A 23,817-nucleotide genomic window follows, 5' to 3' on the forward strand; every position below is an offset into this window, starting at 1 on the left:
CGCGGAGGACGGCGGCGCGGGCGGCGGGATCCCGGCCGGCTCCGGCCCGATCCCCGCCCGGCCTCCCGACACCGACCATCCCGACGCCCTCCACCCCGACCGGGCCGAACGGGCCGGCCACGGCCTCCGGTCCTCCACGGACCGGTCCCGTCGGTGACGCCGCCGGTGCCCCGCAGCTCGCGCGCCCTCCCGTGTCGGCGGGCGGCCCGTCGCCGGACTCCCGGCCGGTCACCGGCGTCGCCGTGGCGGGCCTGCCCGGGCCGGCCGGTGGCCGGTCGTGCGCGGTGGTCGGCGCGGGCCGTGTTCCGCGGCCGGCCTGCTCCGCCCCCGGTGAGGGGAGCGCCGGGGCCGGGTGCGATGCGGCCACCGGCGCGACGCCTACGCGGGCCGGGGCACCGCGCCTCATCGGGCTCCCTCCGCCGCGCGGGCCAGCAGGGCCGTGGAGGAGCGGCCGTCGAGGTAGGGCAGGAGGACCGCCTGGCCGCCCCACTCCTGGAGGAGCTTGGCCTCGGGGAGGTCGGCGCCGGCGTAGTCGCCGCCCTTGACCCAGACGTCGGGGCGCAGGTCGCCCAGGAGGCGTTCGGGGGTGTCCTCGTCGAAGACGGCGACCGCGTCGACGCAGGCGAGGGCGCGCAGGACGCGGACGCGGTCGGCGAGCGGGTTGACGGGGCGGCCGCCGCCCTTGCGGCGCCGGACGGAGGCGTCGGAGTTGACGCAGACCACCAGGCAGTCGCCGAGCCGGCGGGCGGCCTGGAGGAGGCCGACGTGCCCGGCGTGCAGGAGGTCGAAGCAGCCGCCGGCCGCGACGACCGTGCCGTGTTCGGCGCGGATCCGGGCGGCCAGGGCTCCGGGGTCGTCGGTGTCGGGGAGCGCGGCGAGCGCCCGGTCGGAGCCGGCCGGCGGTACGGCGGCCGCGCCGCCCGCCGCGACGAAGGCCGTGGCGGCGCTCACCGCGCCCTCGACGGCCTCCCCCACCAGCGCCCCGTCGGCGAGGAGCCCGGCCGCGGTGGCCGCGAACCGGTCCCCCGCCCCGCAGGAGTCGCCGTGGTGGGCGGCGGGCGCGGGGACGAGGAGGGGGTGTTCGCCGTACGACAGGAGGGCGCCGCGCGAGCCGAGGGTCACCGTCACTGCGGGCACCCGCCAGTCCCGTACGAGGGCGGCGGCATGGAGCGCGGCGGCGCGCAGACCGCCGCCCGGGTGGGCCTCGGACGGTGCGAAACCGCGGGCCTCCTTCTCGGCCGGGGTCACGAGGCGGGTGCCGGGGACCGGCGGGCCCCCGCGGGGGTGGGGGTCCCAGACCAGCGGCGGGCGCGCGGCGAGCACGTCGCGCAGGGCGTCGGCCGCGCCCCGGCCGTAGTCGGAAACCAGGACGGCGCGGGCGGAGCGCAGCGCGTCGCGGGCCTCGTCCGTGGCCTCGCGGACCCGGCCGCCGCCCCGGTCCAGGCGGACCACCGGACGGTCCTGGGCGAGGACGCGGGTCTTCTCCGGCACCGTGCCGGTCAGCGGCAACTGGACCAGGTTCAGCCACGGTTCGAGCAGTTCGCGCAGGGCCCGGCCGGCCGGGTCGTCGCCGACGCCCGCGACGAGCGTGACCTCGCGGCCGTCGCGGGCGGCGAGGTACGCGGCGAGGGCGGCGCCGCCGGGGCGGATCCGTTCGGCGCACTCGGAGACGACCGGGACGGGCGCGTCCGGGGCGAGCCGGTCGGCGGAACCGGTCAGGTCCCGGTCGAGCAGCGCGTCGCCGACCACGACCAGCGGGGTCCCCCTGTGAGCCTTGGCGGCCATGTCTCCCGTCACCTCCGCTTCCGCTGGGCCGCGCGCCCGGCACCGCGCGCACTGCGCGCACCCCGTGCCCCGCGCTCCAGGGCGGCGTCGAAGGCCGCGCAGATCATGTGGACGGCGACCAGGTGGATCTCCTGGACGGTGGCCGTCGACGGTGCCTCGACGCACAGGGACTCGTCGCTGCCCGCCATGAGCGGGTTGGGGGCGCAGCCGGTGAGCGCCCACACCCGTACGCCGGCCGCGCGGGCCGCGTCGGCGGCGGAGAGCAGGTTGGCGCTGGCGCCGGAGGTGGACAGCAGCATCAGCACGTCGCCCTCGCGGCCGTGGGCGCGGACCTGACGGGCGAACACCTCGTCGACGCCGTAGTCGTTGGCGATGGCGGTGGTGGAGGAGGTGTCGGCGTGCAGGGCGATCGCGGAGAACGGCGGGCGGTCGTCGCGGTAGCGGCCGACGAGTTCGGCGGTCAGGTGCTGGGCCTGGGCGGCGCTGCCGCCGTTGCCCGCGGCGAGCAGCCGGCCGCCGCCGCTCAGCACGTCCGCGAGGCGGTCGCCCCAGCGCTGGGTGACGTGCGCGGAGGCGCGGAACGCGCCCAGTGCTTCCAGGAGTTCGTCGCAGTGCCCGACGACGGGCGGGTGCAGCGTCATGACGCCACCTCCGTGGACACGGCGTGTTCGGAGCGGGTCAGGCGGTACACCTGCTCCGCGCCGTCGGCGACCCGCGCCCAGGTGTAGTGCCGCAGGACGCGTTCGCGGCCGTTCCTGCCGTACTGGCGGCGCAGCCGCTCGTCGGCCAGGAGTTCACGGGCGGCCTCGGCCACCGCCTCGGGGTCCTGCGGGGCGACCAGCCGGCCGGTGACGCCGTCGGCGACGGAGTCGCGGTGGCCGCCGACGTCGGTGGCGAGGACGGGCACGCCGCACGCCATGGCCTCCAGCGGCACGATGCCGAACGGCTCGTACACCGGGGTGCACAGCACCAGGTCGGAGCTGCGGAGCAGGGCGGGCATGTCGTCCGGGTCGACCGCGCCGAGCAGCCGGACCCGGTCGGCCACGCCGGCGCGGCGGGCGATGCCGGTCAGGCGCCGCGCCTCGGGTTCGGCCTCCACGGCACCGGCGGGCGGGCCCCCGGCGATGAGGAGTTCGGTGTCGGGGATGTGGGCCAGGGCGCGGATGGCCAGGTCGTAGCCCTTGCGGGGGACGAGCCGGCCGCAGGCGAGCAGGCGGTACGGCAGGCGTCGTTCGGGGGTGCGGCCGGTGTCGGCGGCGGGGTGGAAGTGCTCGGCGTCCACCCCGCAGGGCACGACGGAGACCTGCCGGGGCGGGACGCCCATGTCGCCGAGTTCGACGACCTCGTCGGTGCAGGTGGCCAGGACCCGTGCGCAGCCTCGGCCGAGCTGCCGTTCGATGCCGATGCGCTCGTAGGGGCTGGTGTCCCGCATGCCCTGGTGGCGGCGCTTGACGGTGCCGAGGGCGTGGAAGGTCTGGACGAGGGGGATGCCGTGCGGGGCCGCGCCGAGCTGCGACGCCATGCCGGACATCCAGAAGTGGGCGTGCACGACGTCGGGCCGCTCCCGGGCCCAGGCGCGGGCCAGGTGGGCGCCGAAGGCGGGCATGTGCGGGAACAGTTCGTCCTTGGGGACGGACACGGGTGGCCCGGCCGGCACGTGCTCGACGACCGCGCCGCCGGGCAGGGGCACCCGGTCGGGCAGGTCGGTGGCGTCCCGGCGGGTGTAGACCGTGACGTCGTGGCCGCGTCCCGCCAGCTCCTCCGCGAGCCGGGCCACGTAGACGTTCTGTCCACCGGCGTCCACACCGCCGAGCGCGGCGAGCGGGCTCGCGTGCTCGGACACCATGGCGATCCTCATCGGGTCACCTCCTTGAGCAGCCGCTCCCAGTCGTCCAGGAAGCGGGACAGCCCGTAGTGGGCGAGGGCCGCCGCACGGGCCCCGTCGCCGACCGTCCGCGCGTGCAGCGGATCGGCGAGGAAGTCGCGTACGGCGTCGGTCAGTACGTCGATGCGGTTGGAGACCACTCCGGCGCCCGGTGGCACGGCCTCGGCGACCTCGGTGGTGGCCAGGGCGACCACGGGCATGCCCAGGTGCATGGCCTCCAGCAGGGACAGGCCGAGCGAGGTCCAGCGGACGGGGTGGACGTAGACGCGGCGGCGGGCCAGCTCGGTGTGCAGGTCGCCCTGCGGGACGTCCCGGGTGCGGCAGCGCCCGGGGTCGACGCCGAGGTGCTCGGCGAGCCCTTCGGTGCGCATGCCGAACACGTCCAGCGGCGCGGCCCGGGAGAAGACGGGGAGCAGGTCGGTGCCGGTCGTACGGCCGCGCCGGATCGGCTCGTTGACGACGACGGCGGCGCGCTCCAGTTCGCCGGTCCAGCGGTGGCCGGGGTCGACGATGCCGTGCTCGATGACGGCGGTCTCCGTCGGGCCCGCGTCCCACATCAGCCGGTTGAAGTGGGTGACGTGGACGAGGGTGACGCCCGGGACGTCCGCGGCCGGGTGGCGGGTGTGCGGCACGTCGCCGTCGGGGGCGTTGTGCTCCAGGTAGACCAGCGGCGGGCGGCGGCCCAGCCAGCGGTCGACGAGGTCGAGTTCGTGCGGGCGCTGGAGGATCACGAGGTCGATGTGCTCGTCCCGCAGCCGCTCCGGCGGTACTTCGACGACGGAGTCGGGCCAGTCCCAGGTGCGGGCGCGGCCGAGGCCGTCGGGTCCCCGGTCGGGTGTGACGGGGACGAGGTAGGTGTGCGGGCCCTGCACGAAGGCCGTGGTCCACGACCCGTGCACGTGCCAGATCAGGATCCTCATGTCTCCCCCATCGGTTTCTCGGCGGCCATCAGCTTTTCGACGGCGGCGGCCACGTCGGTGGCGGTGACGGTGTTCAGGCAGGGGTGTCCGGGGACGGGGCAGTCCCGGGCCCTGCTGCCGGCGCAGGGCGCGTCCTGGTCGCCCAGCAGCACGTAGGGGACGCCGTAGGGCCGCCAGCGTTCGGCGGGTACGACGGGGGCGAACAGGCAGACGACGGGGGTGCCGACGGCCGCGGCGAGGTGGGCGGGCGCCGTGTTGCCGGTGACGACGACGCAGGCGCCCGCGAGGACGGCGGCCAGTTCGGGGGCGTCGGTGCGGCCGCCGAGGTCGGTGCCGTGCCGGCCCGCGACGTGTGCGGTGAGGTCCCGCTCGCCGGGGCCGCCGGTGACCAGGACGCGGTGCCCGGCGGCGGCGAGTTCGCGTACCGCCTCGGCGGCGCGCTCGGGGCTCCAGGCGCGGGCGGGGACACTGGCGCCGGGGTGCAGGACGACGTAGGGGCCGGGGCCGGTGAGGGCGTCGGCGGGCGGCGGGGTGTGCACGCGCAGCCGCCCGTCGTCGGGGCGGGGGAACCCGGCCGCCTCGGCGAGGTCGAGCGCGGCCTCGGCCTCGTGGGCGTGCGGGGCGCGTTGGTGTCGCAGGTCGAGGAGCGAGCCGGGGTAGTCCACGCTGTCCGCGGCGATGTACCGGACGCCGGCCAGGCGCAGCACCAGGGCGGTGGGCAGCGGGGACTGGTGGAAGGAGGTGAGGACGAGGGCCGTGTCGGCGTCGATCCGGTCGGCCAGCGCGTCGATGTCCTCGCGGTTGACGTCGGGTGGCGCGAATCCGCCCCAGGGCGCCTCCCACACCAGCACCTCGTCGACGCCGGGCAGCAGCCGGGCGGCGGGCGCGCCGCGCGACCCGCACAGCAGGGTGACGTGGTCGGCCCGCGCGGCGACGGCCCGTACGGCGGGCCCGGCGAGCAGGACGTCGCCGAAACTGTCGAGCCGGGTGACGAGCGCCTTCATGCCGGCCTCCCACGGCTGTCACGGACGCCACGCGCACGTGCCGCCCCGTCGGCGGGTGCGGTGCGCGAGCGGGCCACCGCGGGGGCGTCCTCGCCCCGGCCGGGGCGACGGCCCGTGTCCGGAGCCGCTGTCCGGACCCCGTCGGGGGCGACGGCCGGTCCGCCACGGCGCTCGTCCGTGTCGGCCTCGCCGGGCGCCTCGGGGGCCGGGCGAGGCGTCTCCGGGGCGAAGACGCCTTGCCCCGGAGACGTGGGGGACGCGGTCTCCACGGGATCGGACCGGTCGCCGTCGGCGGGGGCGGCGGTCCGCGGGCCGTTCTCGGCGCCCGGACCGTACGCCGCCTCGATGGGCCGCTCGTTCACGAGGATCCGGCCGGTGGGCGGGCCGTCGAGGACAGCCCGTACGGCGGTGAGGAGGTCTGGGGCGACATGGGCCGCGGCGGCCGTCTCCTCCGGCCGGGTGCGGTCGTTGGGGACGAGGATGCCGTGGGCGCCGGCGCGTTCGGCGGCCTCCATGTCCGCGCCGATGTCGCCGACGACGACGCAGTCGGCGGGGCCGGCGCAGACGCGTCCGGCGGCCCACAGGATCATGCCGGGCTCAGGCTTGCGGCAGTGGCAGCCGTCGTCGGGGCCGTGCGGGCAGACCGCCCAGACGTCGAAGGGGCCGATCAGGTCGTCGATGCGGCGGTTGACGCGCCGGACGTCGCCGTCGCTGATCAGGCCGCGGGCCACGCCGGACTGGTTGGTGACGACGCCGACGCGGACGCCGTGTTCGCGCAGCAGGGCCACCGCCTCGCGGGCGCCCTCGACGGGCCGGACCCGGTCGGGGTCGCCGTTGTAGGGGACGTCGTGGACGAGGGTGCCGTCGCGGTCGAAGAGGACGGCCTTCACGGGGGTGCTCGCGGCGCTCACGCGGCCACCTCCCGCCAGGCGGGGGCGGCGCGGTGGCGCCACAGCCCGCTGAGCCGGTGCCAGGTCGCGGCGGGCGGGATGAGCGCGCTGGTGACCAGCATGGTGGTGACCTCGTGCCGGGTGCGCGGTCCGGGCGCGATGCGGGCCCAGGCGAACTCGGCGGTGCCCGCGGCCCAGCCGGCCCCGGCGAGGGCGGCGGCCCGGGGGCGTCCGGCCGCCGCGAGGACGAGGGCGGCGGCGCCGGCGGCGGTGATCGCCGCGTGGCGCCGGATCCGGCCCCGGGGCGCGACCGCCTTGGCCCACCAGTCGGGGCCGTGCAGCCGCCGCATCAGGGCGTCGTCGGCGTTGCCACGCTGCTGCTTCAGGGACACCCAGCGTGCGGCGGGGCGTACGGGGTGGCGGGTGGTGCGGCGGCCGCGCCGGATGCGCCAGCCCGCGTCGAGGACGCGCAGCGCGAGGTCGGCGTCCTCTCGGAAGGCGCGGGTGAAGCGTTCGTCGAAGCCGCCGACCTGTTTGAGCACGTCGGTGCGGTAGGCCATGTCGGCGGTGATCCACCGCGCCTGCGCGAGGCCCGCGGTGCCGCGCTCCCAGTCGGTGGGGCGGCGCTCGCCGGGCAGCGGCACGGCGATCACGCCCTGCACGGCGCCGGTGTCGGGGGCCGCCTCGGCGAGGTCCTGGATCAGCTGGCCGCACCAGTGCGGGCCGACCTGGACGTCGTCGTCGAGGAAGGCGGTCCAGGGCGAAGTGACCGCGCGGGCGCCGGTGTTGCGGGCGGCGGCGGGACCGCGTCCCCCGCTGCGCAGCACCACCGTGCGTTCGCGCAGGTCGCCGAGGACGGTCAGGGCGTGTTCCAGCGCGTCCGGGTCGGCGTCGGGGTAGGGCCGGTCGTCGACGAGGACGATCTCGTCGGGGTCGGGTCCGTGCGCGGCGACCAGCGCGGCCAGGCAGTCGGCCAGCGTGTCGCGCACGAGGGTGGGGACGACGACGGCGTATCCGGTGCGCGGGCCGCCGGTTCCAAGGGCGGCGCTCATCGGAACGCCCGTCCCCGGCGCACCGCGAAGGGGCCGATGGCGAGCAGGTCCACGGGCGCCGAGCCGAAGCACTCCAGGGCGTCGCGCGGGTCGTCGACCATGGGTCGCCCGGCGGTGTTGAGGCTGGTGTTGACGACGACGGGCAGCCCGGTGCGGCGTTCGAAGGCGGCCAGCATGCGCGCGACGAGCGGCTCGCGGCGTTGCTCGACGGTCTGGATGCGGGCGGTGCCGTCGACGTGCACGACGGCCGGGATGCGGTCGCGCCAGGCGGGGGCGACGTCGTGCACGAAGAGCATGTACGGGCTGGGCATCGGCCCGGTGAAGATGTCGTCGGCGCGGTCGGCGAGCACCATGGGCGCGACGGGGCGGAACTCCTCGCGGCCCTTGACGTGGTTGAGGCGTTCGAGGTTCTCCGCGCGTCCGGGGTGGGCCATCAGGGAGCGGTGGCCGAGGGCGCGCGGCCCGAACTCGCTGCGGCCCTGGAACCAGGCGACGATCCCGTCCCGGGCCAGTTCCTCGGCGACGGTCTCGGCGATGTCGTCCGGCTCCTCGTAGGGGATCGCGGCGGTCTCCAGCCAGGCGCGGATCTCGTCGTCGCTCCAGCCGCGCCCGAGGTCGGCGCCGGGCATCGGTTCGGGCGCGGCGCCCTCCTGGGCGGCGGCCACGTGCAGGGCGCCGCCGAGGGCGGTGCCGGCGTCGCCGGCGGCGGGCTGCACCCACACGTGCCGGTACGGGCCGCGGGCGGCGATCTTCGAGTTGGCGACGCAGTTCAGCGCGACGCCGCCGGCCATCGTCAGGGCCTCGCCGCCGGCCTCGCCGTGCAGCCAGTGGACGAGTTCGAGGAGGAGTTCCTCGAGGACGGCCTGGGTGCTCGCGGCGAGGTCGGCGTGGTCCCTCGTCCAGTCCTCGCCCCTGGCGCGCGGCGGGGCGAGGGCCGCCCAGTCGACGCCGTGGGCGCGGAAGCCGCCGTCGCCGGTGGCGTGGATGTGCTCACGGAGCCGGTCGAGGTGGCGGGGGGTGCCGTAGGAGGCGAGGGCCATCACCTTGTACTCGTCGCTGCTGCGCAGGAAGCCGAGGTGCTCGGTCAGTTCCTCGTAGACCAGGCCGAGCGAGTGCGGCAGTGCCTGGGTGGCGAGGATGTCGAGCTTGCCGTCGCGGTAGCGGCCCGCCAGGTGGGAGGCGGACTCGCCGCGCCCGTCGAGGACGAGGACGTCGTTGTCGGGGTGGGGCGAGGCCGGTCCGGCGGAGGCGGCGTGCGCCACGTGGTGCGGGACGAAGACGACCCGGTCGGGGTCGAGCCCGGGCAGCGCCTCGGCGAGGAACTCGGGGGCGCGGCGGGCGTATTCGAGCCGCAGCGGGTCCCAGGGGTCGTCCAGGCCCAGGTCGCGGGCGGGCCGGGCGAGCTTGGGGTCGAAGGAGTACGCCACCGCGTCCAGCTCCCCCGGCCGCACCCCGGCGTGCTCCAGGCACCACCGCGCCGACAGCTCCGGGACCTCCCAGGCGGAGAAGGGCACCGGGCGCTTGCCGTGCTTGCGCCGGCTGAACCGCTCCTCCTCCGCGGCCGCGACGGTCCGGCCGTCGACGACGAGCGCGGCGGCCGGGTCGTGGAACAGGGCGTTGATACCAAGGATGCGCATGGGGCGGGCTCCTCTCTCGGCGTCGCGGGTGCCGCGGGACGGTTGCGTCAAACACTTGGAGACAGGTCACTTCCGGAGAAAAGCGGACGTATCACCTTAAGTGACCGTCTCGGACCTGCGTCAGGCGGCGACGGCGTGCGCGAACCAGCCGATGGTCCGCTCCAGCCCCTCACTCCAGCCCACGACCGGCCGCCAGCCCAGCCGTTCCCGGGCCAGGGTGGTGTCCGGCCGGCGCCGGCCGGGGTCGTCGACGGGGCGTTCGACGAAGCGGATGCGGGAGCCGGAGCCGGTGAGTTCGACGACCCGGCGGGCCAGTTCCAGCATGGTGATCTCGTCGGCGCCGCCGATGTTCATCGGCCCGGTCTCCCGGGACGCGGCGAGGGCCAGGACGCCGGTCACGGTGTCGTCGACGTAGCACAGGGAGCGGGTCTGACCGCCGTCGCCGGCGACGGTGAGCGGCATGCCGTCCAGGGCCTGCGCGATGAAGGTCGGCACGGCCCGGCCGTCGCCGGTGCGCATGCGGGGGCCGTACGTGTTGAAGATGCGCACGATGGCGGTGTCGGTGGCGTGCACCTGGCGGTGGGCGGTGACCAGGGCCTCGGCGAAGCGCTTGGACTCGTCGTAGACGCTGCGCGGGCCGACGGGGTTGACGTTGCCCCAGTACGTCTCGCGCTGCGGGTGCTCCAACGGGTCGCCGTAGACCTCGGAGGTGGAGGCGAGCAGGAAGCGGGCGCCGTCGGCGTGGGCCCGCTCCAGGGCGTTGCGGGTGCCGGTGCTGCCGACGTCGAGGGTCTGAAGGGGCAGCCGGAGATAGTCGGCGGGCGAGGCGGGGCAGGCGAAGTGCAGGACCAGGTCGAAGCGGCCGGGCAGGCCGCGCAGGGCCGTCGGGTCGGTGGCGTCGGCCCGGACGAACCGGAATCCGCGCCGCCGCTCCAGGTCGGCCACGTTGGCGCGGGACCCGGTGGCCAGGTTGTCGAGGCAGACGACGTCGGTACCGGCGTCGAGCAGGCGGCCGCACAGGTGCGACCCCACGAACCCGGCTCCGCCGGTCACCAGGGCCCGGCGCCAGACGCGTCCGCTCACGGGGCTCACGCTCACGGGGGTCTCGCTCACGGGGTCCTCCTCACTCTCACCGTCACGTGCGTGTCGGCTGAGTAACCCGATGGAGACGACCACTACCCCGAACGAGCATTCGAGGGGGTACTATAAACCGCGTATATACTCGCAGCGTATAGTCCTCGCATGCCTTCTCTGACCAGGAAGATGACGAAAACGGGGACCAGGTTGCGTGTGCTGGCGACCTTCGCCGCGGCTGCCTCACTGACCCTCGCGCTCAGCGGCTGCACGAAGCTGGAGACCGTCTCTCCGAGCTCCGTCCGCAACGCCGCCGACACCCAGGCCGGTGCGGCGGGCGGCCAGGCCCGCGCGACCGAGCTCGGCACCGTCGACTGCGCGCACGCCAAGTGCATCGCGCTGACCTTCGACGCCGGACCGAGCGAGAACTCCGCCCGACTGCTCGACATACTCAAGGAGAAGCAGGTTCCGGCGACGTTCTTCCTGCTCGGCAAGCGTCACATCGACACCTATCCCGAACTTGTCAGGCGCATGGCCGCCGAGGGCCACGAGGTGGCCAGCCACACCTGGACGCACAAGATCCTCACCGATGCGAAGCCGGACGAGATACGCGAGGAGCTGAAACGCCCGAACAAGGAGATAGAGCGCCTGACGGGCAAGCGCCCCACGCTGATGCGCCCGCCGCAGGGCCGCACGGACGACACGGTGCACGACATCTGCCGCGAGCTGGGCCTCGCAGAGGTGCTGTGGACCGTGACTGCCAAGGACTACAAGACGAACGACTCTCACCTGATCACCGAACGGGTCCTGGACCAGTCCTCCCGGGACGGCATCATCCTGCTGCACGACATCTACGACGGCACCGTGCCCGCCGTGCCCGGCATCATCGACGCGCTCAAGAAGCGCGGCTACGTCTTCGTGACGGTCCCCCAGCTGATGGCCCCCGGGAAGGCCGAGCCGGGCAAGGTCTACCGCTGACGGACGTGCCACGATCGTCCGGTGGCCACCTTCTCGCTCGAACGTGCCGTCCCGCTCACCCCGGACGAGGCCTGGCGCCGGCTCACCCGGTGGGAGCGGCACGGCGACACCGTGCCGCTGACCCGGGTCACCGCCCGCCCGCCCGGCCCCACCCGCCGGGGCACGCTGGTCGTGGCCCGCACGGGTGCCGGGCCGCTGGCCTTCGACGACCCGATGGAGGTGACGGTCTGGCAGCCGCCGGGCGAGAACGTCCCCGGCCGGTGCCGGATGGAGAAGCGCGGCGGGGTGGTCCGGGGCTGGGCTGAGATCGAGGTGTCGGCGGAGCCCGGCGGGCGGGCGCGGGTGGTGTGGCGCGAGGAGCTGGACGTCCGGCTCCTCCCCTCCCTCCTCGACGGCGTCCTGGTCCGCTCGGGGCGGCTCGTCTTCGGCCGCACGGTCGACCACCTGCTGCGGCACCCGTGAACGGGCGGTTGCGGGCCGGCTACGGGACCCGGGCGAGATCGCGCCACACGCCTCGTGGACGCCGTTTCCCGCGTACCGTGCCGGCATGTCTCTCAGAGCGCGCACCTTCACCCAACTGTCCCTCGCAGGTGCTTTGTTGACGCTGGCCGTGGCGGCCCCGCCCGCCTCCGCCGCCGACCGGGGCCACTCGGTCCCGTTGCGCGTCGCCACCTACAACATCCACGCCGGGGCCGGCTCGGACGGCGTCTTCGACCTCGACCGGCAGGCCGCCGCACTGCGCGCCCTGGACGCGGACGTGATCGGCCTCCAGGAGGTCGACGTGCACTGGGGAGCCCGCAGCCGGGGGCTCGACGTGGCCGGGGAGCTGGCCGGGCGGCTCGGCATGCGGGTGTCGTTCGCGCCGATCTACAGCCTCGACCCGGTGACCGCCGGGGAACCCCGGCGCGAGTACGGCGTGGCGGTGCTGTCCCGCTTCCCGATCCGCTCCGCGACGAACCACGAGATCACCCGTCTGTCCACGCAGGACGAGAACCCGGTGCCGGCCCCCGCGCCCGGGTTCGGCGAGGTGACGCTCAAGGTGCGCGGCGTGCCGGTGCAGGTGTTCGTGACCCACCTGGACTACCGCGCGGACCCGGCGGTGCGCGAGGCCCAGGTCGCCGACACCCGGCGGATCATGGCCCGGGAGCGGGCGGAGCTGCCGGGCGCCCGCCAGTTCCTGCTCGGCGACTTCAACGCCGAGCCCTCGGCCCCCGAACTGGCGCCGCTGTGGAAGGAGCTGCGCGACGCGGGAGCGGGGACCCCGGACACGTATCCGGCCGAGGCGCCGGTGAAGCGGATCGACTACGTGGCCGTGGGCGAGGGGGTACGGGTGCGCGACGTCGCCGTACCGCGGGAGCCCACGGCCTCGGACCACCGGCCGGTGGTGGCGGAGGTGTCCCTGGCGCGGAAGGGACCGGGCCGGGACTGAGTCCGGCGGCTCCGCGGGGCCCCCGGCCGGTGCCGGGTACGGCGACTACGCCACCGAGCCGACGCGCCCCGCCGGGGCCGCCGGGCCGTCGTGGTGGATGGGGGTGTGGGCGCCGGTCAGCGCGGCGCCCGTGCCGCCGTGGCGGGACGCGACGATCTCGGCGGCGATGGACAGGGCCGTCTCCTCGGGGGTGCGGGCGCCGAGGTCGAGGCCGATCGGCGACCTGAGGCGGGCCAGCTCCAGGTCGCTCACGCCGGCCTCGCGCAGCCGGGCCTCGCGGTCCAGGTGGGTGCGGCGGGAGCCCATCGCGCCGACGTACGCCACCGGCAGGCGCAGCGCCAGCCGGAGCAGCGGGATGTCGAACTTGGCGTCGTGGGTCAGGACGCACAGCACCGTGCGCGCGTCGACCTCGGTGCGCGCCAGGTACTCGTGGGGCCACTCGGCGACGACCTCGTCCGCGTCAGGGAAGCGGGCCGGGGTGGCGAAGACGGGGCGGGCGTCGCACACCGTCACGCGGTAGCCGAGGAACCTGCCGACCCGCGCCAGCGCCGAGGCGAAGTCGATCGCGCCGAAGACGATCATGCGGGGTGGGGGAACGGAGGACTCGATCAGCAGGGTGAGCGGTGCTCCGCAGCGCGAGCCCTGCTCACCGATCTCCAGGGTGCCGGTGCGCCCGGCGTCCAGGAAGGCGCCGGCCTCGGCGGCGGCCGTGCGGTCCAGCTCGGGGTGGCCGCCGAGGCCGCCGGTGCGGGAGCCGTCCGCCCGGACGACCAGCGCGCGGCCCAGCAGCTCGGCCGGGCCGCTCACGACGCGTGCCACGGCCGCCGTCTCCCCGTGTGCCGCGGCGGCGAGGGCAGTGGCCAGGGCCGGACGGGCGGGGTCGGCCGTCCGTACCGGGGCGACGAGGACGTCGATGACCCCGCCGCAGGTCAGGCCCACGGCGAAGGCGTCCTCGTCGCTGTACCCGAAGCGCTCCACGACGGTGTCGCCGTCCTGGAGGGCCTGCCGGCACAGCTCGTACACGGCTCCCTCCACGCACCCGCCGGAGACCGAGCCGACCACCGTGCCGTCGGCGTCCACCGCGAGGGCGGCGCCGGTCGGCCGGGGGGCGCTGCCGCCGACGCCCACCACGGTGGCCACGGCGAAGTCGCGTCCCTGCTCGACCCACCGGTGCAGCTCCTCGGCGATGTCCAGCATCTCTCGGTCCTCCTCGAACCTTCCGGTCCTCTCGTCCTCCCGGACCTTCCGGTCTCCTCGGACAACGGGTACGTGAAGGGTTCCCGTCGTGGCGGCTAGTGCACGCCCATCCAGCTCTCGATCGGGTTGAGGGCGAAGTAGACGATGAAGATCACCGTCAGGCCCCACATGAACGCGCCGATCTCCCGCGCCCTGCCCTGCGCGACCTTGATGGCGACGTAGGAGATGACACCGGCGGCGACACCAGCGGTGATGGAGTAGGTGAACGGCATCAGGACGACGGTCAGGAAGACCGGGATCGCGGTGGCCCGGTCGGCCCAGTCCACGTGCCGGGCGTTCATCATCATCATCGCGCCGATGACGACCAGGGCGGCAGAGGCGACCTCCTGGGGCACGATCGCGGTGATCGGCGTGAAGAAGAGACAGGCCGCGAAGAACAGACCGGTGACGACCGAGGCGAGCCCGGTGCGGGCGCCCTCGCCGACGCCGGTCGCGGACTCGACGAAGACGGTCTGGCCGGAGCCGCCCGCCACTCCGCCGATGGCACCGCCGGCGCCGTCGATGAACAGCGCCTTCGACAGACCCGGCATCCGGCCCTTGTCGTCGGCGAGCTTCGCCTCGGTGCCGACGCCGATGATGGTGGCCATCGCGTCGAAGAACCCGGCGAGCACCAGCGTGAAGACGATCATGCCGACGGTCATCACGCCGACGTCGCCCCAGCCGCCGAACTCCAGGCTGCCGAAGAGCGAGAAGTCCGGCATGGAGACCGCGCTGCCGTGCAGCTCGGGGGCGCCGTTGGCCCACTGCTTGGGGTCGATGACCCCGGTGGCGTTCAGAATCGCGGCGACGATCGTGCCGGTGACGATGCCGATCAGGATGGCGCCGGGCATGTTGCGGGCCTGGAGCATGAAGATCAGCAGCAGGGTGCCGGCGAAGAGCAGGACCGGCCAGCCGGCGAGTTCCCCGGCCGGGCCGAGGGTGAGCGGGGTCGCCTCGCCGGCGTGCACGAAGCCGCCCTTGACCAGGCCGATGATGGCGATGAACAGGCCGATGCCCATGGTGATGCCGTGCTTGAGGGCGAGCGGGATCGCGTTCATGATCATCTCGCGGAGCCCGGTGACCACGAGGAGCATGATCACCACGCCGTACATCACACACATGCCCATGGCCTGCGGCCAGGTCATCTGCGGGACGACCTGCCCCGCGATCACCCCGGACACCGAGAGCCCGGCGGCCAGGGCCAGCGGCACCTTGCCGACGAAGCCCATCAGGAGGGTGGTGACCGCCGCGGCGAGCGCCGTCGCGGTGATCAGGGCCTTCTGGCCCAGGGTGTCCCCCGCCGCGTCCTTGCCGGACAGGATCACGGGGTTGAGCAGGACGATGTACGCCATCGCCATGAAGGTGGTGATGCCGCCGCGCACCTCACGCGCGACCGTCGATCCCCGGTGGGATATGTGAAAGTACCGGTCGAGCCAAGACCGTCCGCCGGGGACGCGGGAACCCGCGCCCGCGTCTTCGGCGGTGATCTTGGGCTCCACTGACTGCTGGGTCATGGGGCCGTCTCCCAAGGTTCATAGGTGCACCCGGCCGGCCGCTGGGGCGGCCGCGGGATTTGGGATATGCACGACCCGGGGGACGGCCCGAGACGAACGCATGTGTGGTGGTACTGGTGCCGCGGCAGTACTGGTGACACTGGTGGTGCTTCAAGTACCGCGAGCGGAGCGGGACTTGCTCGGTGCTCCGGGCGGCGCGGAGGGTGTGACGTTCCGTGCGCCGCCCGGAGGGTCCTGGGACGCCGTGCCGGTGAGGTGTTCCGGTCGTACCGGCGTGCGGTCGAGCGCCAGCCCGGTCGCGTCCCTGATGGCCGCGAGGACCGCCGGGGTGGACGACAGGGTGGGTGCCTCGCCGACCCCGCGCAGCCCGTAGGGCGCGTGGTCGTCGGCGAGTTCGAGCACGTCGACCGGTAGGGCCGGCGTGTCGAGAATCGTGGGGAGGAGATAGTCCGTGAAGGACGGGTTCCTGACCTTCGCGGTCACGGGATCGACGACGATCTCCTCCATCACCGCGATGCCCAGACCCTGGACGGTGCCGCCCTGGATCTGGCCGACCACGGAGAGCGGGTTCAGCGCCTTGCCGACGTCCTGGGCGCAGGCCAGCTCGATCACCTTGACCAGGCCCAGTTCGGTGTCGACCTCGACGACCGCGCGGTGCGCGGCGAAGGAGTACTGGACGTGGCCGTTGCCCTGGCCGGTGCGCAGGTCGAAGGGTTCGGTCGGCCGGTGCCGCCACTCCTCCTCGACCTCGACCACCTCGTCCTCCAGCACGTCCGCGAGGTCGGCGAGGACCTCGCCGCCGTCGGTGACGACCTTGCCGCCCTCCAGGAGGAGTTCGGCGGTGGCCCAGGCGGGGTGGTGGGAGCCGAGCTTGCGGCGGCCGGTCTCCAGGACCCGCTCGCGCACCAGCTCGCAGGCGTGCTTGACGGCGCCGCCGGTGACGTAGGTCTGCCGGGAGGCCGAGGTGGAGCCGGCCGAGCCCACCCGGGTGTCGGCGGGCCGGATGGTGACCTCGGCGACGCCCAGTTCGGTGCGGGCGATCTGCGCGTGGACGGTGACGCCGCCCTGGCCGACCTCCGCCATCGCGGTGTGCACGGTGACGACGGGCCGGCCGCCGGCGACCTCCAGGCGGACCCGGGCGGTGGAGTAGTCGTCGAAGCCCTCGGAGAAGCCGACGTTCTTGATGCCGACCGCGTAGCCGACGCCCCGTACGACGCCCTCGCCGTGGGTGGTGTTGGACAGGCCGCCGGGCAGCTGCCGTACGTCGGCGCCCTCGCTGGACTCCCACTGGCGCTCCGGCGGCATCGGCATCGCCTTGACGCGGCGCAGGAGTTCGGCGACCGGCGCCGGGGAGTCGACGGGCTGGCCGGTGGGCATGAGCGTGCCCTGCTCCATGGCGTTGATCCGGCGGAACTCCACCGGGTCCAGGCCGAGTTCCGCGGCCACCTTGTCCATCTGCGCCTCGTAGGCGAAGCACGCCTGGACCGCGCCGAAACCGCGCATGGCGCCGCAGGGCGGGTTGTTGGAGTAGAGGGCGAGGGCCTCGATGTCCACGTCGTCCACCGCGTACGGTCCGACCGAGAGCGAGGCGGCGTTGCCGACGACCGCCGGGGAGGCGGAGGCGTAGGCGCCGCCGTCGAGAACGATGCGGCACTTCACATGGGTGAGCCGGCCGTCCCGGGTGGCGCCGTGCTCGTAGTGGAGCCGGGCCGGGTGGCGGTGGACGTGGCCGAAGAAGGACTCGAACCGGTTGTAGACGATCTTGACGGGTTTGCCGGTGCGCAGCGCGAGGAGGCAGGCGTGGATCTGCATCGACAGGTCCTCGCGCCCGCCGAAGGCGCCGCCGACGCCGGAGAGCGTCATCCGCACCTTGTCCTCGGGCAGGCCGAGCACGGGGGCGATCTGGCGCAGGTCGGAGTGGAGCCACTGGGTGGCGACGTAGAGGTCGACGCCGCCGTCCTCGCCGGGCACGGCGAGACCCGACTCGGGGCCGAGGAAGGCCTGGTCCTGCATGCCGAAGTGGTAGTCGCCCTCGACGATCACGTCGGCGCGCCTCGCGGCCTCGTCGGCGTCGCCGCGCACGATCGGCTGGCGGTGCACGATGTTGGGGTGCGGGACGTGGCCGGCGTGGTGGTCGGTGCGGTGCTCGTGGACGAGGACCGCGCCGGGGGCGGTCGCGGAGGCCTCGTCGGTGACGAGGGGCAGTTCCCGGTACTCCACCTTGATCTTGGCGGCGGCGCGGCGCGCGGTCTCCGGGTGGTCGGCGGCGACGATCGCGACCGGCTCGCCGTGGTGGCGGACCTTGCCGTGGGCGAGGACCGGGGTGTCGCGGATCTCCAGTCCGTAGTGGCGCACGTCGGTGGGCAGGTCGTCGTACGTCATGACGGCGTACACGCCGGGGGTGGCGAGCGCCTCGCCCGTGTCGATGGAGACGATCTCGGCGTGCGCGACGGTGGAGCGCAGGATCTGCCCCCAGAGCATGTCCTCGTGCCACATGTCGGACGAGTACGCGAACTCGCCGGTGACCTTGAGGACGCCGTCCGGGCGGAGCGTGGACTCGCCGATGCCGCCCTTGGTCCGGGAGCCCTGGGTGAGACCGGTGGGTGCGCCGACGGCGGTCATGACCGGGCCCCCTCGGATCGGCGGGCCGCGGCGAGGCGGACCGCGTCCATGATCTTCTCGTAGCCGGTGCAGCGGCACAGGTTGCCGGACAGCGCCTCGCGGATGTCCTCGTCGCTCGGGTCCGGGTGGCGCTCCAGCATCTCGTCGGCGGCGACCAGCAGTCCGGGCGTGCAGAAGCCGCACTGGACGGCGCCGGCGTCGAGGAAGGCCTGCTGGATCGGTGCCAGTTCGATGTTCTCGCCGGTCTGCGAGTCGGTGCCCCGGGCCTGCCACCGCCGGGCCTCGTCGAGCGAGGCGCTCTCGCCGGCGCGGCCCCCCGTCGTGGTGCCGCCCCCGGCGCGCTGCCGGGCGTACTCGGCCAGGCCCTCGACGGTGACGACCTCGCGGCCCTCGGCCTGTCCGGCCGCGACCAGGCAGGAGCAGACCGGCACGCCGTCCAGGCGGACCGTGCAGGAGCCGCACTCGCCCTGTTCGCAGGCGTTCTTGGAGCCGGGCAGGCCCATCCGCTCGCGCAGGACGTACAGCAGGGACTCGCCCTCCCACACGTCGTCGGCCTCCTGCGGACGTCCGTTGACGGTGAAGTTGACGCGCATCACGCGGCTCCTTCCGTGGTGCGGCGGGCGCCGCGGTACGACTCCCAGGTCCAGGTGAGGGTCCGGCGCGCCATGACGCCGACCGCGTGGCGGCGGTAGGCGGCGGTGCCGCGGACGTCGTCGATCGGGTTGCAGGCGGCGGCGCACAGCTCCGCGAACCGCTTGACGGCCGACGGCGTGATGATCTTCCCGTTGTCCCAGAGGCCGCCCTCTTCGAGCGCCGCGTTCAAGAACTCCTCGGCGGCCGCGGCGCGGATCGGGGTGGGCGCGGCCGAGCCGATGCCGGTGCGGACGGTACGCGTGTCCGGGTGGAGGGCGAGGCCGAAGGCGCACACGGCGATGACCATGGCGTTGCGGGTGCCGACCTTGGAGAACTGCTGCGGTCCGCCGGCCCTCCTGATGTGCACGGCGCGGATCAGCTCGTCGGGCTCCAGCGCGTTGCGCTTCACGCCGGTGTAGAACGCGTCGATCGGGATCAGGCGCCTGCCGCGCACCGACTCGGCCTCGACCTCGGCGCCGGCGGCGAGCAGCGCCGGGTGGGCGTCGCCGGCCGGGGAGGCGGTGCCGAGGTTCCCGCCCACGCCGCCGCGGTTGCGGATCTGCGGGGAGGCGACCGTGTGCGAGGCGAGGGCGAGACCCGGCAGCTCGGTGCTCAGGTTCTCCATGATCCCCGTGTAGGGCACACAGGCACCGAGCCGTACGGAGTCCTCGCCGACCTCCCACTCGGTCAGGTCGGCGACGCGGTTCAGGTCCATGAGGTACTCGGGCCTGCGGTGATCGAAGTTGATCTCGACCATCACGTCGGTACCGCCCGCGATCGGCACAGCGGTGGGGTGCTCCGCCTTCGCGGCGAGCGCCTCCTCCCAGATGGCGGGGCGAAGGAAGTCCATGACCGGCTCTCCTCCTCGTCTGATCGGGGCGTTCGGGTGATCGGGGGCGTACGGATCGAGCCACATGCCGGTGCGGGAGGCCCGGCTCGTTCATGTGCTGTTCACCTGGAATGGACTCAGTACACCGTCGCGTGCTCCACCAGGGTCAGTCGCAGAAACCATGAAGGAGTTGGCTGGCCAGGGCGGGCATCTTGTAGATTCGTATGAACGGAGGTGCTCAGAAGCCTCCCTGTTCTCCTCCGGAATCGGGCGACACAGCCGCGTGACCTGGAACACTTCGAGACAAAGAACGGCGGCGACGAGAATGCGGCTGCGCGCACTGCTGGACACCGACGCGCTGGGCCTCAAGCTGCTCGGCGGCGAGGACGAGCTGGACCGCACGGTCCGCGGTGTGATGACCACCGACCTGCGGGACCCCAGCCGCTATCTCTCGGGCGGCGAGCTGGTGCTCACCGGCCTCGCCTGGCGCCGGGGCCCCGCCGACTCCGAGCCGTTCGTCCGCCTCCTGGTGCAGGCCCAGGTGGCCGCGCTGGCCGCCGGTGAGGCGGAGCTGGGGAGCGTGCCGGAGGACCTGGTGGTGGCCTGCGCGCGGCACCGGCTGCCGCTGTTCGCGGTGCACGAGTCGGTGGCGTTCGCGACGATCACCGAGCACGTCGTGCGCCAGGTGTCGGGCGAGCGGGCCGGGGACCTGGCCGCCGTGGTGGACCGGCACCGCCGGATGATGACCTCGGGACCGGCGGGCGGCGGCCCCGACGTGGTCCTGGACCTGCTCGGCTCCGACCTCGACCTGCGCGCCTGGGTCCTCTCCCCCACCGGCCGGCAGGTCGCCGGTCCCAAGGACGCGGAGCCCGCGCTCTCCACCGAGGTGTGCGCCAAGCTGGCGGCCGAGCACCTCGCGGCCACCCGTACGGGCCGGCGGGCGCCGCACCGGGTGTCGGTGGGCTCCACGACGTACAGCCTCTTCCCGGTGCGGGGCCGGGGACAGCTCCCGGCGACGGCCGCGGGGACGCGGGTGGCGCCGGGTGCGGCCTCGGGCCGGGAGGTGCGCGAGACGGTGCTGTCCGACTGGCTCCTCGTGGTGGAGGCGGACGCCGGGGACTGGGCCGAGGAGCGCCTCGACCTGCTGTACGGCGTCACCCAGCTGATCGCGGTCGAGCGGGACCGGCGGGACGCGGCGCGCACGGTGCGGCGGCGGCTCGCCCAGGAGGTGCTGGAGCTGGTGCAGACGGGCGCGGCACCCGCCGAGATCGCGGCCCGGCTCCGGGTGGCGGCGCCGGTGCTGCTGCCGGGCCTCGGCGCGGCACCGCACTGGCAGGTCGTGGTGGCCCGGGTGGAGTGGGCGGACGGCGACGCGCAGACCGGCCGGGTCGCGCAGACCCTGCTGGAGGAGATCCTCGTCGACCCGCACGCCACCGGGCCCGAGCAGTCGGACCGCATCGCCGTCGCGCACACCGGCGAGGAGGCGGTCGCCCTCGTACCTCTGCCGGCGGTCTCCACCGAGCACGACGGCTCCGAGGCCGGGGTCCTCGCGGAAGCGCTCCTCGAGTCCGTGCGGGAACCGCTGTCGGCCGGTCTCGACGGGGACGGGCGGGTCACGCTCGGCGTCAGCGCGGCCGTGCACTCGGCGGAGGGGTTGCGCGGGGCGCTGGAGGAGGCCCGGCACGCGCGCCGGGTCGCCGCGGCGCGCCCCGGCCGGGTCTGCGCGGCCGGCCACCAGGAGCTGGCCTCGCACGTGCTGCTGCTCCCCTTCGTCCCCGACGACGTGCGGCGCGCCTTCACCGCCCGGCTGCTCGACCCGCTGCGGGACTACGACCGCCGCCACCGCGCGGAGCTGATCCCGACGCTGGAGGCGTTCCTCGACAGCGACGGTTCCTGGACGCGTTGCGCGAACCGGCTGCACCTGCACGTCAACACGCTGCGCTACCGCGTCGGGCGGATCGAGCAGTTGACGGGGCGCGACCTGTCGCGGCTGGAGGACAAACTCGACTTCTTCCTGGCGCTGCGGATGAGCTGAGGCCCGGGGCGCGCGGAGCCCGCGGAAGGGCCCGGCGCGCTCCCAAACCTCGACGGCACGAAGTCCACGACTTTGTGAAAAGTTTCACCCATCCCCTTGGCCGGGCCGCCGTATCCGTGCTGAGATGCGGCCACCACTCGAGAGCTCGATGGCGTGCTAAGGGGAGGGCGACGTGGCGCATTCCGCCATGGCTGGTTCTGGCTGGGGAACGACCGAGGGTGACGATCCGCTCCAGACCGCGGTATGGCGGTTGCGCTCGCGCGGCTGCTGGGCCGACGCGGCGTCCCTGCTGGAGCCGGTCACCGCGGACACCGCCTTGCAGCGGACCGCGCTGCTGGTGGAGCGGTGCCTGTACACGGAGCAGGGCTGGGCCGAGGCCGAGGACGCGCTGCGCACCGCGGAGGCGCTCGCCCACAGCGACGACGAACGCGGGGCCGCCGCCTGCGAACGGGGGCAGCTCGCGTACGCCGCGACGGTGCACGGGGTGCGCGACCGGGCCGACGAGGCGCGGGCCGCGCTGGGCCGGGCGGCGGCGCTGATCGCGCCGGGGGCGAAGGGGCGGGCGCTGCTCGACTTCCGGCGCGGACTGCTCGCGGAGAACCTGACCAGGTCCCCGCAGGCCGCCCGCGCGGCGTACCGGCGCGCGCACGCCGGCGCCACGGCGCACGCCGAGCCACTGCTGCTGTCCTTCACCTGGCGGCATCTGGCCGGTCTCGCCCTGCGCGAGGGGGAGTTGACCGAGGCGCGGCACGGGTTCGCCGAGTCGCTGCGCATCCGGGAGGAACTGGGGTACCTCGTCGGTACGGCGCCCGCGCTGGCCTCGCTCGCCGACGCGGAGTCGGAGCCGGAGGCGTCCCGGTTGCGGGAGGAGGCGCGGCGGCTGTTCCGGCTGCTCGGCGGGGTGCCGACGTGGCTGGCCCGGCAGTTGGCGCCGCCGGCGGCGGGCGCGGCGACGGCCTGAGGGGGCCGCGGGGGGGCGGCCGTCACGGGAATCCGCTCCAGCGCGGGGCCGTGTTGGCCCAGGCCGCGTCCCACTGGGCGAGGTTGCGCCGGTGCAGCACGAGACCCGTGGCGGCGTGGGCCGCGAGGCCGGTGACGACGACGCCGAGGAAGGCGAGGATCGCCCAGCCCATGGTCCGGCTGCGGATCTGCTCCGCGGTCAGCGGCGGCTCGGTGATACGGCCCTCGTCGTCGACCCAGACCAGGACGGTGCTGTCCGCCGGCAGCCCCGGCTCGACCTCGGTCGTCCCGGTCCTGCTCAACCCGTCGGGGCCGGTGTAGCGGACCGGGACCGGGTAGCGGGTCTCCCTCGCCTCGTCCGATCCCGGCTCGGGGTGGCGCGGGGCGTCGTGGGTCAGGACGGCGGGGCGGTGGTCCCGGGTCCGCTCCTCGTGCTCGGCGGTGCTTCGGTAGTGCCGGTAGGCGCTGTCGCCGACGCCGAACATCGCCGCCGGGGCGGCCACCAGCACGGCGAGCACGAGCCCGAGCGAGACCCAGGCCCGCAGCCGGTCACTCGGCCTGCGCAGCGGGTTGCGCCGCCACCGCCAGAACAGGAGGTACGGGTGCCGCACGGGCTCGGGCTCGGGTTCGGGAACGGCGGGCGGCGGCTGGGCGGGAGGAATCTCTCCGGCCACGGTGTGTCTCCTTCCTGGGACGGGGCGGACTGTCGGGCGGGGGCGCGCCGGGATCGTGTCGGAATCGCGCGCATGAGCTACGGGGGGCGGTGCACGGCCGACGCCGGGGCGGGCGCCGGCCGTACGGGCGGGGGCGGGAGCGTACGGGCGGGGGCAGGAGCGTACGAGCGGAGGGACGGGGGGTGCGGTCGGGGGGCGGTCGAGGGTGAGCCGGGTGCGGACGAGGGGACGGGGGCGGACCGGGGGGTGGGCGGGGGTGCGGACGAGGGAACGGGGCGGAACGGGGGACGGCGGTGCGGACGAGGGGACGGGGGCGGAACGGGGGGCGGGCGGGGGTGCGGACTAGGGAACGGGGGACGGCGGTGCGGACGAGGGGACGGGGGGCCGACAGGGGTGCGGGTGAGGGGACGGGGCGGAACGGAGGTTCGGGCGGTGCGGTGCTTCCGGTGCGGCGGCGGTCGGGACCGGCGGTGCCGGGGCCGTCGATCCGTTGACGGCCGCCGGAGCCCCGGCGTCGCGGCCGACGGGCCGGGCGTCCGGTGCCGGGCACCGGTCGGATGCCCGCCCGCCGGGGTGGCCGACGCCGGTCGCCGGACTCCCGCTCCGGTGCACTGGTAGCCGGACCGGCCCCGACCGGCTCTGCAACCGGGGCCGGACGCC

The 23,817-nt window shown here is 74.9% G+C and carries 19 protein-coding genes and 1 pseudogene; 5 read left to right on the forward strand and 15 right to left on the reverse strand.

The window, feature by feature from the left end; genetic code table 11:
* Positions 1–402: 402 nt before the first annotated feature.
* The 9 genes and pseudogenes from rfaE2 to D1J63_RS07025 all read right to left on the reverse strand — a co-directional run bounded on the left by rfaE2 (position 403) and on the right by D1J63_RS07025 (position 10,286).
* The gene (gene rfaE2, locus D1J63_RS06985; RefSeq protein ID WP_164712744.1) at positions 403–1,785 is read right to left on the reverse strand and encodes a D-glycero-beta-D-manno-heptose 1-phosphate adenylyltransferase; all 1,383 of its coding nucleotides are present in this window, start codon (positions 1,783–1,785) and stop codon (positions 403–405) included.
* A gap of 8 nt (positions 1,786–1,793) precedes the next feature.
* Positions 1,794–2,426, reverse strand: a complete 633-nt coding sequence (locus D1J63_RS06990; protein WP_125628195.1) for an SIS domain-containing protein — start codon at positions 2,424–2,426, stop codon at positions 1,794–1,796.
* A complete protein-coding gene (locus D1J63_RS06995; RefSeq protein ID WP_125628196.1) occupies positions 2,423–3,643 on the reverse strand; it encodes a glycosyltransferase family 1 protein in 1,221 nt (406 codons plus the stop codon). The genes D1J63_RS06990 and D1J63_RS06995 overlap by 4 nt, the downstream gene beginning before the upstream one ends.
* On the reverse strand, positions 3,640–4,590 hold the full coding sequence (locus D1J63_RS07000) for a glycosyltransferase (protein WP_125628197.1): 951 nt from the start codon (positions 4,588–4,590) through the stop codon (positions 3,640–3,642). Before D1J63_RS07000 ends, D1J63_RS06995 begins: the two co-directional genes overlap by 4 nt.
* Entirely contained in the window at positions 4,587–5,594 is a 1,008-nt protein-coding gene (locus D1J63_RS07005) for a glycosyltransferase family 9 protein (RefSeq protein WP_125628198.1), read from the reverse strand. Before D1J63_RS07005 ends, D1J63_RS07000 begins: the two co-directional genes overlap by 4 nt.
* A gap of 332 nt (positions 5,595–5,926) precedes the next feature.
* Positions 5,927–6,505, reverse strand: a pseudogene (locus D1J63_RS07010) (HAD family hydrolase); the annotation flags it as partial.
* Positions 6,502–7,536 (reverse strand): glycosyltransferase, encoded by a 1,035-nt coding sequence (locus D1J63_RS07015; RefSeq protein ID WP_125628199.1) that lies wholly within the window; start codon positions 7,534–7,536, stop codon positions 6,502–6,504. The gene D1J63_RS07015 and the pseudogene D1J63_RS07010, both read right to left, overlap by 4 nt.
* On the reverse strand, positions 7,533–9,173 hold the full coding sequence (locus tag D1J63_RS07020) for a carbamoyltransferase C-terminal domain-containing protein (RefSeq protein WP_125628200.1): 1,641 nt from the start codon (positions 9,171–9,173) through the stop codon (positions 7,533–7,535). Before D1J63_RS07020 ends, D1J63_RS07015 begins: the two co-directional genes overlap by 4 nt.
* A gap of 120 nt (positions 9,174–9,293) precedes the next feature.
* A complete protein-coding gene (locus tag D1J63_RS07025; protein WP_125628201.1) occupies positions 9,294–10,286 on the reverse strand; it encodes an NAD-dependent epimerase/dehydratase family protein in 993 nt (330 codons plus the stop codon).
* 129 nt (positions 10,287–10,415) lie between these two features.
* Here D1J63_RS07025 and D1J63_RS07030 point away from each other — a divergent pair, with 129 nt between their 5' ends.
* The 3 genes from D1J63_RS07030 (at position 10,416) to D1J63_RS07040 (ending at position 12,654) form a co-directional block, all read left to right on the forward strand.
* Complete coding sequence (locus D1J63_RS07030) at positions 10,416–11,225, forward strand: polysaccharide deacetylase family protein (RefSeq protein WP_164712745.1); 810 nt, start codon at positions 10,416–10,418, stop codon at positions 11,223–11,225.
* 21 nt (positions 11,226–11,246) lie between these two features.
* Entirely contained in the window at positions 11,247–11,687 is a 441-nt protein-coding gene (locus D1J63_RS07035; protein WP_125628202.1) for an SRPBCC family protein, read from the forward strand.
* A gap of 85 nt (positions 11,688–11,772) precedes the next feature.
* Positions 11,773–12,654 (forward strand): endonuclease/exonuclease/phosphatase family protein, encoded by an 882-nt coding sequence (locus D1J63_RS07040; protein WP_197923801.1) that lies wholly within the window; start codon positions 11,773–11,775, stop codon positions 12,652–12,654.
* A 45-nt stretch (positions 12,655–12,699) separates the two neighbouring features.
* On the opposite strand, the gene D1J63_RS07045 is transcribed toward D1J63_RS07040, so the two are convergent.
* The 5 genes from D1J63_RS07045 to D1J63_RS07065 all read right to left on the reverse strand — a co-directional run bounded on the left by D1J63_RS07045 (position 12,700) and on the right by D1J63_RS07065 (position 19,509).
* A complete protein-coding gene (locus tag D1J63_RS07045) occupies positions 12,700–13,851 on the reverse strand; it encodes an XdhC/CoxI family protein (protein ID WP_125628203.1) in 1,152 nt (383 codons plus the stop codon).
* A gap of 95 nt (positions 13,852–13,946) precedes the next feature.
* Positions 13,947–15,404, reverse strand: coding sequence for an NCS2 family permease (locus D1J63_RS07050; protein WP_125628204.1), 1,458 nt, complete (start codon positions 15,402–15,404; stop codon positions 13,947–13,949).
* Positions 15,405–15,554: 150 nt separating this feature from the next.
* Complete coding sequence (locus tag D1J63_RS07055; RefSeq protein ID WP_125628205.1) at positions 15,555–18,026, reverse strand: molybdopterin cofactor-binding domain-containing protein; 2,472 nt, start codon at positions 18,024–18,026, stop codon at positions 15,555–15,557.
* Positions 18,023–18,619, reverse strand: a complete 597-nt coding sequence (locus D1J63_RS07060; protein ID WP_125628206.1) for a (2Fe-2S)-binding protein — start codon at positions 18,617–18,619, stop codon at positions 18,023–18,025. Before D1J63_RS07060 ends, D1J63_RS07055 begins: the two co-directional genes overlap by 4 nt.
* Positions 18,619–19,509, reverse strand: a complete 891-nt coding sequence (locus tag D1J63_RS07065) for an FAD binding domain-containing protein (protein WP_125628207.1) — start codon at positions 19,507–19,509, stop codon at positions 18,619–18,621. The genes D1J63_RS07060 and D1J63_RS07065 overlap by 1 nt, the downstream gene beginning before the upstream one ends.
* 304 nt (positions 19,510–19,813) lie before the next feature.
* Here D1J63_RS07065 and D1J63_RS07075 point away from each other — a divergent pair, with 304 nt between their 5' ends.
* Together D1J63_RS07075 and D1J63_RS07080 are read left to right on the forward strand one after the other, a co-directional pair.
* Complete coding sequence (locus D1J63_RS07075; protein WP_102931921.1) at positions 19,814–21,523, forward strand: PucR family transcriptional regulator; 1,710 nt, start codon at positions 19,814–19,816, stop codon at positions 21,521–21,523.
* A gap of 172 nt (positions 21,524–21,695) precedes the next feature.
* Complete coding sequence (locus tag D1J63_RS07080) at positions 21,696–22,484, forward strand: hypothetical protein (RefSeq protein WP_125628208.1); 789 nt, start codon at positions 21,696–21,698, stop codon at positions 22,482–22,484.
* Positions 22,485–22,506: 22 nt separating this feature from the next.
* Here the strand turns inward: D1J63_RS07080 and D1J63_RS07085 are convergent, their stop codons facing one another.
* Positions 22,507–23,157, reverse strand: coding sequence for a hypothetical protein (locus D1J63_RS07085; protein ID WP_125628209.1), 651 nt, complete (start codon positions 23,155–23,157; stop codon positions 22,507–22,509).
* Between the last annotated feature and the right edge of the window lie 660 nt (positions 23,158–23,817).

Origin of the sequence: Streptomyces sp. KPB2 (genome assembly GCF_003950055.1) — a bacterium.
GTDB lineage: Bacteria > Actinomycetota > Actinomycetes > Streptomycetales > Streptomycetaceae > Streptomyces > Streptomyces salinarius.